The 13,298-nt window shown below is 36.7% G+C and carries 12 protein-coding genes; 11 read left to right on the top strand and 1 reads right to left on the bottom strand.

Features of this window, described 5'->3' with window-relative positions:
- The first annotated feature begins 452 nt into the window (after positions 1-452).
- The 11 genes from AC1RFD_RS16375 (at position 453) to AC1RFD_RS16325 (ending at position 11,929) form a co-directional block, all read left to right on the top strand.
- The gene (locus tag AC1RFD_RS16375; protein ID WP_103117391.1) at positions 453-2,036 is read left to right on the top strand and encodes a glutathione ABC transporter substrate-binding protein; all 1,584 of its coding nucleotides are present in this window, start codon (positions 453-455) and stop codon (positions 2,034-2,036) included.
- Positions 2,037-2,102: 66 nt separating this feature from the next.
- Positions 2,103-3,026, top strand: a complete 924-nt coding sequence (locus AC1RFD_RS16370; protein ID WP_048393392.1) for an ABC transporter permease — start codon at positions 2,103-2,105, stop codon at positions 3,024-3,026.
- 13 nt (positions 3,027-3,039) lie between these two features.
- On the top strand, positions 3,040-3,936 hold the full coding sequence (locus AC1RFD_RS16365; RefSeq protein ID WP_492475088.1) for an ABC transporter permease: 897 nt from the start codon (positions 3,040-3,042) through the stop codon (positions 3,934-3,936).
- A gap of 11 nt (positions 3,937-3,947) precedes the next feature.
- Positions 3,948-4,940 (top strand): ABC transporter ATP-binding protein, encoded by a 993-nt coding sequence (locus AC1RFD_RS16360; RefSeq protein WP_279493806.1) that lies wholly within the window; start codon positions 3,948-3,950, stop codon positions 4,938-4,940.
- Positions 4,933-5,898 carry an ABC transporter ATP-binding protein gene (locus AC1RFD_RS16355; RefSeq protein WP_048393399.1) on the top strand — a complete coding sequence of 322 codons (966 nt, stop codon included), beginning with the start codon at positions 4,933-4,935 and terminating at the stop codon, positions 5,896-5,898. The genes AC1RFD_RS16360 and AC1RFD_RS16355 overlap by 8 nt, the downstream gene beginning before the upstream one ends.
- Positions 5,899-5,916: 18 nt before the next feature.
- Complete coding sequence (locus tag AC1RFD_RS16350) at positions 5,917-6,795, top strand: sugar phosphate isomerase/epimerase family protein (RefSeq protein WP_112117293.1); 879 nt, start codon at positions 5,917-5,919, stop codon at positions 6,793-6,795.
- A 13-nt stretch (positions 6,796-6,808) separates the two neighbouring features.
- A complete protein-coding gene (locus AC1RFD_RS16345; RefSeq protein ID WP_048393404.1) occupies positions 6,809-7,867 on the top strand; it encodes a Gfo/Idh/MocA family protein in 1,059 nt (352 codons plus the stop codon).
- A gap of 1 nt (position 7,868) precedes the next feature.
- Positions 7,869-8,750, top strand: coding sequence for a sugar phosphate isomerase/epimerase family protein (locus tag AC1RFD_RS16340; RefSeq protein ID WP_112117295.1), 882 nt, complete (start codon positions 7,869-7,871; stop codon positions 8,748-8,750).
- A 14-nt stretch (positions 8,751-8,764) separates the two neighbouring features.
- Entirely contained in the window at positions 8,765-9,916 is a 1,152-nt protein-coding gene (locus AC1RFD_RS16335; protein WP_403020151.1) for an ROK family transcriptional regulator, read from the top strand.
- Between the two features lie 18 nt (positions 9,917-9,934).
- Entirely contained in the window at positions 9,935-10,936 is a 1,002-nt protein-coding gene (locus tag AC1RFD_RS16330) for an asparaginase (protein WP_492475087.1), read from the top strand.
- Positions 10,937-10,948: 12 nt separating this feature from the next.
- Positions 10,949-11,929, top strand: coding sequence for an N-acetylglucosamine kinase (locus tag AC1RFD_RS16325; RefSeq protein WP_492475086.1), 981 nt, complete (start codon positions 10,949-10,951; stop codon positions 11,927-11,929).
- Positions 11,930-11,986: 57 nt separating this feature from the next.
- Here the strand turns inward: AC1RFD_RS16325 and AC1RFD_RS16320 are convergent, their stop codons facing one another.
- Entirely contained in the window at positions 11,987-13,162 is a 1,176-nt protein-coding gene (locus AC1RFD_RS16320) for an FtsW/RodA/SpoVE family cell cycle protein (protein WP_492475085.1), read from the bottom strand.
- Between the last annotated feature and the right edge of the window lie 136 nt (positions 13,163-13,298).

Raw genomic sequence — 13,298 nt, 5'->3', positions numbered from 1 at the left:
TAATAAGGGCTTTTAGAACTTTTATTATTGGCCTTTGAGGCAACAAAAATTCTAGGGATAATTATTATAGTTCTATAAAAATAATTATAAAATTCTGAAATTTATTTAAAAAATAGTGGAAATAATAGATTTCATAGTTTATAGTTGTTAAAAAATAATTAATTTTCTGATAATAAAAATGTCCTGAGAGGGAATATTTTTTTACTCATTTATTTTCAGCAGTGGAATAAATACACCTTGTATTTTGAACTATACTTTCTGATTAAAAGCAATTGTGATAGTTGAGGGAGCAATTTTTCCTGAATTGAATTGTCTAATCGTAAGAAAATATAGTTTATTTTTTGCCTATTTATTTTCATCAGTGGAGAAAATAAATATTTTTTGGTAATTATATTTCTTAATTTAAGTTTTAAGAAATATTCTTATAGATTTTTACAAAGGGAGTAGATGAGATGAATTATGTTAAAAAATTGGTTTTTGTAATTCTATGTACGTTGCTTTTAGCAGCATGCGCAGAGAAAGACAATTCTAACGCATCAAATACTGGGGACAAGTCTACTACAGATTCAGGTACAGCTAGTTCAAAAAATGAACTTGTTATCGCTGTAAATGAAAACTTTATTTCAATGGATCCACATAACACAGGGGATACGAATTCGAGTTCTGTACAGGAGACAATGCTAGAAGGATTGTTAGGCTTTAATGCAGATGGTCAAATTATTAAGGTTCTAGCAGATGACTATTCAATTAGTGAAGACGCGCTAGTCTATACATTCAAACTTAAAGAAGGGGTTACTTTCCATGACGGGGAGCAGTTTAATGCTGAAGCTGTAAAGGTCAACATTGAACGAATCATGAATGATGAAAGCTTACGTTTATATTCTCGTGGTTTTAGCTTAATCAGCGATGTTGAAATCCTAGGCGACTATGAAATTAAAGTTACTTTAAAAGAACCATATGGACCAATGATTACACGTTTCGGAGTTGCCAAAATGATTAGTCCAAAAATGATTAAAGAAAATTCAGCAGACATACCTAAAAAACCTGTTGGTACAGGACCATATAAATTTGTTGAATGGGTACAAGGAGACCATTTAACAATTGAAAACTTTGATGGCTATTGGGATGGTGGAGAACGTGTTGCTAAAATCACCTATAAACCAGTGCCAGAAAACGGCTCGCGCGTAGCGATGCTAAAAGCGGGCGATGCTCAGGTTATCTATCCAGTGCCAGCACAAAATATTGATGAGCTTTCTAATAGTAAAGATGTAGAGGTAAATAAGGTTCCTTCTACAATTGCACATTACGTTTCATTAAATACCTATAAAAAACCTTTGGATGATATTAAAGTTCGACAAGCCTTTAACTACGCCGTGGACAAGGATGCTTATTTAAAAGTGGTGAATGCAGGGCTTGGTTTACCATTAGACTCTATTATTCCTTCCAAAACCGTTTATTATAAGCAGCAAAAAATGTATGAACACAATATTGAAAAGGCAAAAGAATTATTGGCTGAGGCAGGCTATCCAGATGGTTTCGATATTGAAATCTGGGGGAACACAAACTCGGATACGATGAAGGGTATGCAGTTTATTCAACAACAGTTAGGTCAAATCGGTGTAAAAGTAGAAATTAAATCGATGGAAGAAGGAACTTTATCAGACGAAATCTATGGTGCACAAACACCAGATGATGCGAAATTACAAATGTGGTATGTGAGTTGGTCAGCGTATGCTTCGGATATAACGAATGCAACAAAGCCTCTTTTCCATAGCGTATCATTCCCACCGAATGGTGCAAATACAGCTTACTATCATAACACGGAGGCAGATCAATTAATGGATGAAGCTAACTCCATTTCAGATGTAGATCGCCAAGCTGAATTATATGAAAAATTACAGGAAATCGTTTATCAAGATACACCTTGGATTTTCTTAGGGGTAGATGAAGTTGTATATGGTGTACGTTCAAATGTAAGCGGTGTGCTAGTAAACCCTACAGGTGGGCTTGATGTGAAGAATGCCAAAGTGGAGTAATGAACAGTAAAAGGAATTGATGCTCGTCAATTCCTTTTCCATAAAAATAGAAAGGAGGAAGGCCACATGTGGAAGTATATAGCAAGAAGAACTGTTGAAATGATACCGATATTAATTGTCATTTCTATATTAACATTCTTATTTATTCATTTCATACCAGGTGACCCTGCAAGATTAGTAGCTGGTAAGGATGCCACGCTAGAAGATGTTGAAAATGTACGCCATGAGTTAGGTTTAGATAAACCCATTCTTAAACAATACATGGATTATATGAAAAATCTTGTGACGGGTGAGCTTGGAACATCTTTAACAACAGGACTACCTGTCATAGATATGTTTAAAACAAGGTTTATGCCTTCTCTTCACCTTACTTTCCTTTCCATGTTTTGGGCTACATTAATGGGTTTGGTGATTGGTGTTTTTTCTGCCATCAATAAAAACAAATGGCCTGATTATTTTGGTATGGTAACGGCTGTTTCTGGCATCTCAATTCCAGGATTTTGGTTGGGCTTATTATTAATTCAATTATTTTCAGTGCAGCTAGGGTTATTTCCGACGGGTGGATTAGATGGCTTTTCAAGTTATATTTTGCCCTCCTTGACTTTAGGGGCTGGCATTATGTCAATGATTGCGCGATTTACTCGTTCTTCCATGCTTGAAACGTTACAAGCTGATTTTATAAGAACAGGGAGAGCAAAAGGATTGAAAGAACACTCCGTTATTGTGACCCATGCTTTAAGAAATTCCTTGATTTCTGTGGTAACAGTAGCAGGTCTGCAATTCGGATTTCTCTTAGGAGGATCGGTGGTAGTGGAGACAGTCTTTAGTTTTCCAGGAATGGGACGACTTTTAATTGATTCGATTGCCTTTCGAGATTATCCCGTCATTCAGTCTGCACTACTGTTATTTGCATTTGAATTTATTTTAGTCAATTTAATAGTTGATGTGCTTTATACCGTGTTAAATCCAAAAATCCAATTAAATTCTTAAGGGAGGGAACAAAATGACTTCACCAACTACTGTGCAAAATAGCCAAGTGCAAAATACACAAAGAAAATACTCTCCTCTTAAAGAATTTTGGAAGTCTTTTAAAAAACAAAAGGCTGCTTTGGTAGCAAGTATCTTTATAGGATTGTTAATTGTAATCGCTATTATTGGCCCTTATATCGCACCTTACGATCCTTTTGAACCGAATTATAATTTTTTATTAGAGGGACCAAGTGCAAGTCATTTGGCAGGAACGGACGAGTATGGTCGAGATATTTTTAGTCGTTTAATAGTAGGCGCAAAAATATCCTTAATGGTGAGTTTCAGTGCCGTATTTTTAGGCTTAATACTAGGAACTATTTTAGGTTTAATTAGCGGTTACTTCGGTGGGTGGGTTGACAAAATCATCATGCGTAGCTGTGATGTGTTGTTTTCATTCCCTGATTTATTATTAGCGATTGCCATTGTAGCCTTATTGGGCCCTGGTATTAATAATGTCATCATTGCTGTGATGATCTTTAGTGTGCCATCTTTTGCTCGTTTAGTCAGAGGTGCTACATTGAATGCGAAGGAGAATGTCTATGTAGAAGCAGCACAATCTATGGGAGCATCGCATGTTAGAGTGCTGTGGAAACATATTTTCCCTGAAACAATTAGTGAGTTAATCATTTTTGTCACAATGCGTATAGGGACAGCCATTTTAGCAGCTTCTGGTTTAAGTTTTTTAGGCTTAGGTGCAAGCCCTGAAATGCCTGAGTGGGGAGTAATGCTAAGTAGTGGGCGCGACTATTTAGGGACATCTTCGCATGTAGTCATCATGCCAGGTATTGCCATATTTTTAACCGTACTAGCATTTAACTTAATAGGTGATGGATTACGAGATGTGTTAGATCCAAAAATAAAAAATAATTAAGGAGAATGCCTATGCCAGAACATGTATTACGAGTAATTGACTTAGAAACGTCCTTTACGCGTGATAATAAGGAAATCAAAATTTTAAGAGGTGTCAATTTTTCCATCCGTAAAGGAGAGATAGTAGGCTTAGTGGGAGAATCGGGCAGTGGAAAAAGCTTAACATCGTTATCCATCATGCAATTATTTCACGGTACTACAGGCAAAATCGTCAATGGCTCTATACATTTTAATGGACATGACTTGACGAAAATGTCCGAATCAGAAATTCGGAAGATTCGTGGCAAGCAAATGGCCATGATTTTTCAAGAGCCCATGACTTCTTTAAATCCTGTCTTAAAAATAGGCAAGCAGTTAATGGAAGCAATTGAGATGCATTTGAAGCTGCCGAAAAACGAAAGTAAGCATCATGCAATCCAAATGTTAAAAAGCGTGGGCATAGGAAGAGCCGAGGAAATCATTTATGAATATCCACATCAGCTCTCAGGAGGAATGCGCCAACGGGTAATGATTGCAATGGCTATGGCCTGCCACCCTAATTTACTTATTGCCGACGAACCAACCACTGCGCTTGATGTCACGATACAAGCTCAAATTTTAGAGCTAATGAAAAAGCTAAAGGAAGAAAATGAGACAGCTATTTTATTAATTACACATGATTTAGGTGTTGTGGCGGAAATGTGCGATAGGGTAGTGGTCATGTATGCAGGGCAGGTTGTAGAGGAAGCAGATGTCTTTGAATTATTTGCTAGCCCCAAGCATCCCTATACAAAAGGTTTAATTGCATCTGTACCGAAAATTGGTGATAACAAAGAAGTATTAGATTCTATCAATGGTCAAGTACCATCCCCACAAAATATGCCGAATGGTTGTAAATTTGCTCCACGTTGTAATCAAGCGATGTCTATATGCAATCAGGAGAGTCCACCGACAGTAAAAATTTCGGCTACACGCCAATGTAGCTGCTGGCTATATGTGAAAAAGGATGTGGAAGTAAATGCCTAACAGTATATTAAAAGTGGAGAATTTAAAAAAGAGCTTTCAAATAGCCGGAGGGTTATTTCAAAAAAAGCAATATGTTAACGCAGTTATAGATGTCTCCTTTGAAATAGAAGAAGGTACGACATTTAGTTTAGTTGGGGAAAGTGGTTGTGGGAAATCTACTACGGGCAGATTAATTACTAGATTAATAGCACCAACGAATGGAAGTATCGTTGTGGATGGGAAAGAAGTAGCTACTGCAAAGCCATCTGAATTAAGGCACTTAAGGCAAACTGTTCAAATGATTTTTCAAGACCCATATGCCTCATTGAATCCAAGAATGAAGGTCAAGGAGCTTGTTGGAGAGCCTTTAGAAATTCATACAAAACTTTCGAAAGTAGAGCGTGAAAAACTAGTGCTTGAAATGCTTGAAGTCGTTGGATTAAATGCTGAACATGCTGATCGCTATGCACATGAGTTCAGTGGTGGACAAAGACAGCGTTTGGGTATTGCCCGTGCTTTAATAACAAAGCCAAAATTAATTATTGCTGATGAGCCTGTGTCTGCGTTGGATGTATCTATACAATCACAAATATTGAATCTATTAAAGCAATTGCAGCAAGAATATAAAATATCTTATCTCTTTATTTCTCACGATTTAAGTGTTGTAGAACATATTAGCCATTATATTGGGGTTATGTATTTAGGATCCATTGTAGAAATTGGGCGTAAAGAAACCATATTTAATGAACCAAAGCATCCCTATACACAAGCGCTCATTGCTTCCGTACCGATTGCAGACCCAACATTACGAAAAAAGAAGATCGTTTTAACTGGTGATATTCCAAATCCTAAAAATCCGCCGAGTGGTTGTACCTTCCACACAAGGTGCCCCTTTGCATCAGATATATGTAAGCAAGCTATACCAGAAATGAGGAAAATTAACGAAGAGCAAAGTGTTGCATGTCACTTTGTTAACTAATGGAGAGGATGTTTATAAATGAAAATAGGGTTAAGCACATACAGCATGGTTAAAAAAATGAGACAGGGAGAGATGGATGTTCTAGATGTTTTACAATGGGTAGCAGACAACGGTGGTCAGCATGTAGAATTAGTGCCCTATGAATTTACGGTTGTAGATAACTATGAACTTGCAACTGAAATTAAAGATAAAGCAGCAGAGCTAGGATTAGAGTTATCCGCCTATTCGTTACCAGCTAACTTTATTCAGGATACGGAGGAAGCTTTTTTAGAAGAAGTTGAACGTTTAAAGAAACATATTGATGTAGTACATCATATGGGTATTCACATTATGCGCCATGACGTTACTCTCTTTACCTTACCAAAGGAGCAAACATCCATTCATTATTACAACGAGCATTTTGAAGAAATGGTTAGAGGCTGTCAGTTAATTGCAGATTACGCGAAACAATTTAATATTACGACAACGATTGAAAATCATGGCTTTAATGTTCAAACAAGTGATCGTGTACAACAATTAATTCATGCGGTAAACAGAGACAACTTTAAAACAACTTTAGATATCGGTAATTTTTTATGTATTGATGAAGAGCCTCTCATTGGTGTTATGAAAAACATTCCTTATGCTGCTACAGTGCATTTCAAAGATTTTTATATTCGTCCTTATTATGAAAATCCAGGTGAGGGCGAGTGGTTCCGTACAGTTCATAACAACTACATCAGAGGTGCTATTGTCGGGCATGGTGATATAAATATTCGAGAAATTATTAAACTCGTAAAAGGCAGTGGATATGATGGCTATCTTACTATTGAGTTTGAAGGGATGGAAGATTGCCAAGTTGGTTCAAAAATAGGGATGGATAATGTACGTCGTTTATGGAATGAATGCAAGCTCTAAAGGAGGAAAGCACATGGACAAATTAAAAGTTTGTGTCATTGGCACAGGTTCTATTTCAGATTTTCACTTAGGTTCCTATACGAATAATCCATACGTTGAATTATATGGCGTGTATGATGCTTCCATTGAACGAGGCAAAGCAAAAGCAGCCCAATTTGGAGCAACACATGTTTTTTCTTCAAAAGAAGAGCTATTTGCAGATAAAAATGTGGATGCTGTCAGTATTTGTACATGGAATAATACGCATGCAGAATTGGCGATTTTTGCTTTGGAAAATGACTTACATGTTCTAATAGAAAAGCCGCTATCTATGACTTATGCAGAGGCTCTAAATATCCAAAAGGTTGCAGAAAAGCATCAGAAAGTATTTCAAGTGGGCTATGTAAGACGATTTGCAACAAATACCAAAGTACTGAAAAGCTTCATCGACGATAACAAATTGGGCGATATTTATTATGCCAAAGCTTCCTGCCTAAGAAGATTAGGGAATCCAGGAGGCTGGTTTGCCGAAATTGATAAGTCTGGCGGCGGACCTTTAATTGATCTAGGGGTACATGTAATTGATATATGCTGGTACTTAATGGGTAGACCAAAGGTGAAACGTATAACAGGTCATACTTACAATCAATTAGGAAATCGAAATCATATAGAAAATTTATCCTTCTATAAGGCTGCAGACTATGATGCAACGAAAAACACAGTAGAAGACTTAGCAAATGCCCTCATTACATTTGAGAATGGAGCATCGCTAATGGTAGACGTTTCCTATACACTACATGCTTTAAAAGATGAAATAAGTATTAAGCTATATGGCACGAACGGTGGAGCAGAGCTAGAGCCTGAATTAAAAATTGTAAGTGAAGAGCATAATACGATTTTAAATATTCATCCTCAAATTAACGATCTAACTTTTGATTTTGCAACTGCCTTTCAAAATGAAATTAATTCATTTGTTGATTGTTGCCTTCATCATTATGATTCAGTTGCACCTGTGGAGGATGGGGTAGAAATTATGAAAATCTTAGAAGGTATTTATATTTCTGCAACTGAAGGAAAGGAGGTTGTTTATTAAAATGGTGAAATTGGATAATAAAATCGGTGTGATAGTAGACAGCTTTCGTTTACCTATTCGTGAAGGTTTGTTAAAGGCGAAAGAAGTTGGGGCACAGGGGGTACAAATGTATGCCGTTTCAGGTGAGTTGGACCCCGATAACCTAAATGCTGAACAAAGAGCAGAATTGAAGGCGTATATTTTAGGGTTAGGTCTAGAAATCTCCGCCTTATGTGGAGATTTAGGAGGACATGGCTTCCAAAATAAAGCAGAAAATGCCTGGAAAATCAAGAAATCGAAAGAAATACTGCAATTAGCCAAGGACCTAGGAACATCCATTGTTACAACCCATATCGGTATTATTCCTGAAGATGAAAATGACCCAATCTATCAAACAATGCTGGAAGCTTGTGAAGAATTAGGACAATATGCTACATCATTAGATGCTTATTTTGCGATTGAAACAGGGCCAGAAACGAGTAAAACATTAAAAGAGTTTTTAGATAAGCTATCAACGAATGGTGTATCGGTTAATTTTGATCCAGCCAATATGGTGATGGTAACAAAAGATGATCCTGTAGCTGGAGTCAAACTATTAAAGAAATATATTGTACATACACATGTAAAGGATGGTATTCAACTGCAGTCAACGAATCCTAAAGATGTGTACGGGTACTTAGGATACGATTCTGGAACATCTCATGATAAAATAGAAGAAATGGTGGAAAATGGAGAGTTTTTCAGAGAACTTCCATTAGGTCATGGAGATGTCAATTTCGAGCTTTATTTTTCAGCTTTACAAGAAATCGGATACAATGGCTATTTAACTATTGAACGAGAAGTGAGATCAAATCCCGAAAAAGACATCAAAGAAGCTGTACAATTCATAGAAAAGTTTAAATAGGGGTTGAATCTAATTTGAAAAAGCAAGATCAAGTACAAATGCGAAGACAAAATAAATATATTGTGCTTGACGCAATAAGGCAGATGGCGCCAATTTCAAGAATTCAATTATCAAAATATACAAAAATGAGCCCTACAACCATTACGCGTATTGTGCAAGAACTAGAAGCTGAAGGCTTTATTCTTGAAGGGGTATCGGAAGAAACAGCCATTGGTAGACGTCCTACGTTAATTCATATGCGCGAAGATGCTTTATATACGATTGGTATAGAAATTGACTGTTTTACTATTCGAATAGGTATATTAGATTTCTTAGGGAAGCTTATTGCCTTTCAGGAAGTCAAATGTAGCATCAAGCATCAATACGAAGAAGCTATATATCTACTTAAACGATCTATAGAAAGTATCATGACAGAATATCAGATTGCTCAGGATAAATTACTAGGCATTGGGATAGGAATTCCAGGAGTAATCAATAACGAGGAAGGAATTATCGTTTCCTCTGAGCAATTGAAGTGGGAAAACTGCCATATAAGAGAAGATTTAAATGGTGTTTTTGGTTGTGAAGTCATCGTAGATAATGAATTAAAAATGCAAATCATTGCTGAAATTGGTGATATCTATACGCCACAGTATTCAAATTGTATTTTAGTCGGAATTGGAACGGGAATAGGAGCATCCATATTATTAAATGGAGAAGTGTATCGTGGCATTCAAAATAAAGCTGGAGAAATAAGTCATATAACGATTAATCCCTTTGGTGAAATGTGTCACTGTGGTAAAAGAGGATGCTTATCGATGTATGTTTCTGAAGTTACGCTGTTAAAAAGAACACCTAAGAATCTTAATATTCAATCAATAGAAGAGATTTTGCAGTGTGTTGATCAAGGTGAGCAATGGGCAATCGATATTCAACAAGATGTAGCTACTTTTCTAGCTGTAGCCATCAATAATCTAGTTTGTTTATACGAACCAGAGGCTGTCATCGTCAGTGGAGAAATTATTGAGCACAATGTGACATTTCAAAAACTACTTAGTGAAAAGTGTAAACAGTATATATGGAAGGAATTACAACCCTACTTTGATTTGCAGTTTTCCAATCAATTAAAAGAAGGGGTTGTTAAAGGAGCGGCATTACAAGCACAAAAGCAGTTGCTGTCTGTTTAAAGAAAGGTTGGTTGATTCGTGGCTTACTCAGAATTTTTAAAGGAGTATCGTTCAGGATTAATGGAAAATGTGCATTATGGACAAATGAGTGCTGTGAATCTAACGAAGGAAGAATTCGTCTCTGTAGGTCAAGACTATGAGCCTGTGTATTTTCGTTCTGCAGCAAAACCATTTCAAGCCATTCCCATTTTTATGTCTGATTTTATAGAAAAATACGGGATTACTTCAAATGAAAGTGCATTATTTCTGGCTTCGCAAAGAGGTGAAATTTATCATCAAGAGGCATTAGTCTCTTTGCTGGAAAAACTCCCTATTAATGAAAATGATTTAATTTGTGCAGCATCCTATCCATTAAATGAGGAACCTAAAACACAGTATATTCAACAGGGATTTGAAAAGAGGAAACTCTTTCATAATTGCGCGGGCAAGCATTTAGGATTTTTAACTGCATGTTTAGCAAATGGCTATGATGTCAAGCAATATTGTCATCCAGAACATCCACTGCAACAGATGATAAAAAAATATATTGCTTATTTAAGTGAATATGAAATAGAGAGAATTCGTACAGGGATTGATGGCTGTGGTGCGCCTGTCTTTGCGATTCCGCTAAAAAACATGGCCATTGCCTATTTAAAGTTAGCACGACCAGAATTGATTGATGATGAACTAATTCGTGAAGCAGTAATAAAGCTTACAGCAGTAATGAATCAAGAGAGTCATATCATTGCAGCGCAAAACTTTATTTGTACGGCATTATTAAAGGACCCTAATATTGTGGCGAAGGGCGGAGCACAGGGTGTATACTGTTTTGCTCTAAGAAATGAAGGAGTAAGTTTTGCCTTGAAAATTATGAATGGCTCCGAAAGTCCGTGGCCCAATGTAATTGCTTCTGTATTGGAACAAATGCAGTATACAAATCAAGAAACAATTGAGCGTATTAAAGCATTGTCTCCTGCATTTGTGCGTAATGATGCAGGGGTAGAGGTAGGAGAAATTGTATCTACAATTAAAATTGTATAGAGGTGAAGGCACTTGCATGTTTTGGCAATAGATGGCGGTGGAACGAAAACGATTGCAACAATCTCAACATGTCATGGGCAAATTATGGCGCTAGCAGAAACAGGCAAAAGTAATCCCACATCCATGAGCTTCGAGCATTTTACAGAGACGATAACAGAATTAATAAATAATTTAAAAAGACAACAGCCTCACGAATTTCAACACATTACAAAGTGCCATGCTGGCCTGTCTGGTGTAACAGAAAATAATAATGAGAAAATTACCTATGCATTATTAACCTCGCTTTTACCGAAAGACTGTCAACTATCACTATCGAATGATGGAATGAACGCGCTGTATGCGGGAACCTTGGGGCAGCCAGGCATTGTACAAATTTCTGGTACGGGTGCGATTACACTCAGTATAGATGCATCTGGAAGAATTGAGCGTACAGCAGGATGGGGTTATATTTTTGATGATGAGGGCAGTGGCTATGATATTGGCATTCGCACATTAAAAGCGGTATTTAAAGCATTCGACAAAAGAGGTCCTGAAACGCTTCTAACAGCAGCGGTATTAGAATATTTTCGATTACAATCCGTTTCGCAGATAATTGAAGTGGTATATGGCGAAGGACATCCGCGGGATACCATATCACCTTTAAGTAAGGTTGCAATTGAATGCGCTAAACGTGGTGATGGAGAAGCCAATACAATTATTGATCAAGTGTGCCATGTTTTTTATCAAAGTATAGACGCTTGTTACAAAAAAAACCCGTTTGCACATAAGCAAGTCAAAGTAGTGCTAGCTGGTGGCGTTTTTAATGAATTGGAGCTATTTACTAAAAAATTAATCGCTATTGATAAAAAGAATAGTAATCAGTATGACTTCGTGGGTGCTTATAGCTTACCGGTAGGTGGTGCCGCTTTAGCTGCTTTAAGATTACCATATAATGAGGCAAAGCTATTTATCGATCAATATAATGCAAGTATGAAGAAGTTTTTAACGAATTAATCCCCCCTTAACTTAGCAAGTAGAGAATAGCATATACATGTCTCTACTTGCATTTTGTCAGTCTCCTACTTTAAACATATACCCCTTATATGAATGATGAATGATCATGACGATTCCGATAAGCATAAAATTGGATAATAACGAACTTCCACCATAGCTTAAAAAGGGTAGGGTGACACCTGTGACAGGTAAAAGCCCAATGGTCATGCCGATATTTTGAGTAATTTGAAAGGCTAGTAAGCTTGAAATACCTGCCCCCATTAAAGTCATAAAGGGGTCTCGCGCTACTACCGTAATAACGACAATACGATAGATAACAAAAAAAAGTAGCGCGATTACAAATGCTCCTCCAATAAAACCTAGCTCTTCTGCAATAGCAGAGAATATAAAATCGGTATGTTTTTCTGGTACATAGACATTGTTATGTAGATAGCCCTTGCCCACAAATTCTCCTGACCCGATAGCCATAAAGCCTTGGCGTACTTGAAAAGAAGAATCTGTATATTCATAAGGCTGAAGCCATCCATAAATTCTAGAAATCTGATGTCCTGATAGAGCACCTAAAACCTTCTCTGTAAAAAATTCATTAAATCTGACATAGAGCACTACCAGCGTACTGATGATAACTAGAGGAACAGCCGTAAATACGACAAGAAGCTTTCTATGAATACCTGAAAAGAAAATCATCGGTAAAATCATTGCCATATACAACATGACCATACCTGTATCGGGTTGTCTATAAACAAGTAGCGTAGGAGGAAGGACAATTAGCCCGATTTTTATAAGTAACCAAAAATCTGCTAGATAGGAGGGGCGGACATTTTTCTCTTGATGAGCAATAATGACCTTACTCACAACTATTAAAAAAGCAAACTTTAAAAATTCCGAGGGTTGGAGAGAACCTAAAAACGGGATTTGATACCATGATTTTGCCTGATTGATCGTTCGAGCAATGCTTTCAGGAGCAACAATAAGACCAGCCGTTAAAGCAACTATTAGGAAGTAAAATGGCCATCCAATCTTCTTCAACTGTTCAATATCAAGCAAGGATATTCCAAGCATGATGGTTAATCCGATGACATAAAATAAAAACTGTTTGATAATAAAGGAGCTTGAATACTGTTCAAAATTTACACTACTAGAATGGACAAAAAGGCAACTAATAGTGCCGAGTAAAAGAAGACTTATTACTAAACTCCAATCTAACTTCTTGAATTGCGTCAAATGTAACACCTCCATTCTCTAGTATGAACGCTTACAATGTATGGAAGGTTGCGAATGTTTTTCTAAAAGTAGTATGAATAAGTAGCGATAATCTGGCTAATTTAGCGAGTTAAATTACCTAAATAAAACTAAATGATGGGTATAA

Source organism: Lysinibacillus sp. GW823-FHT02G10 (assembly GCF_058797135.1).
The sequence above is the reverse complement of the archived record's forward strand: the minus strand, read 5'-3'. Positions and strand labels throughout refer to the sequence as shown.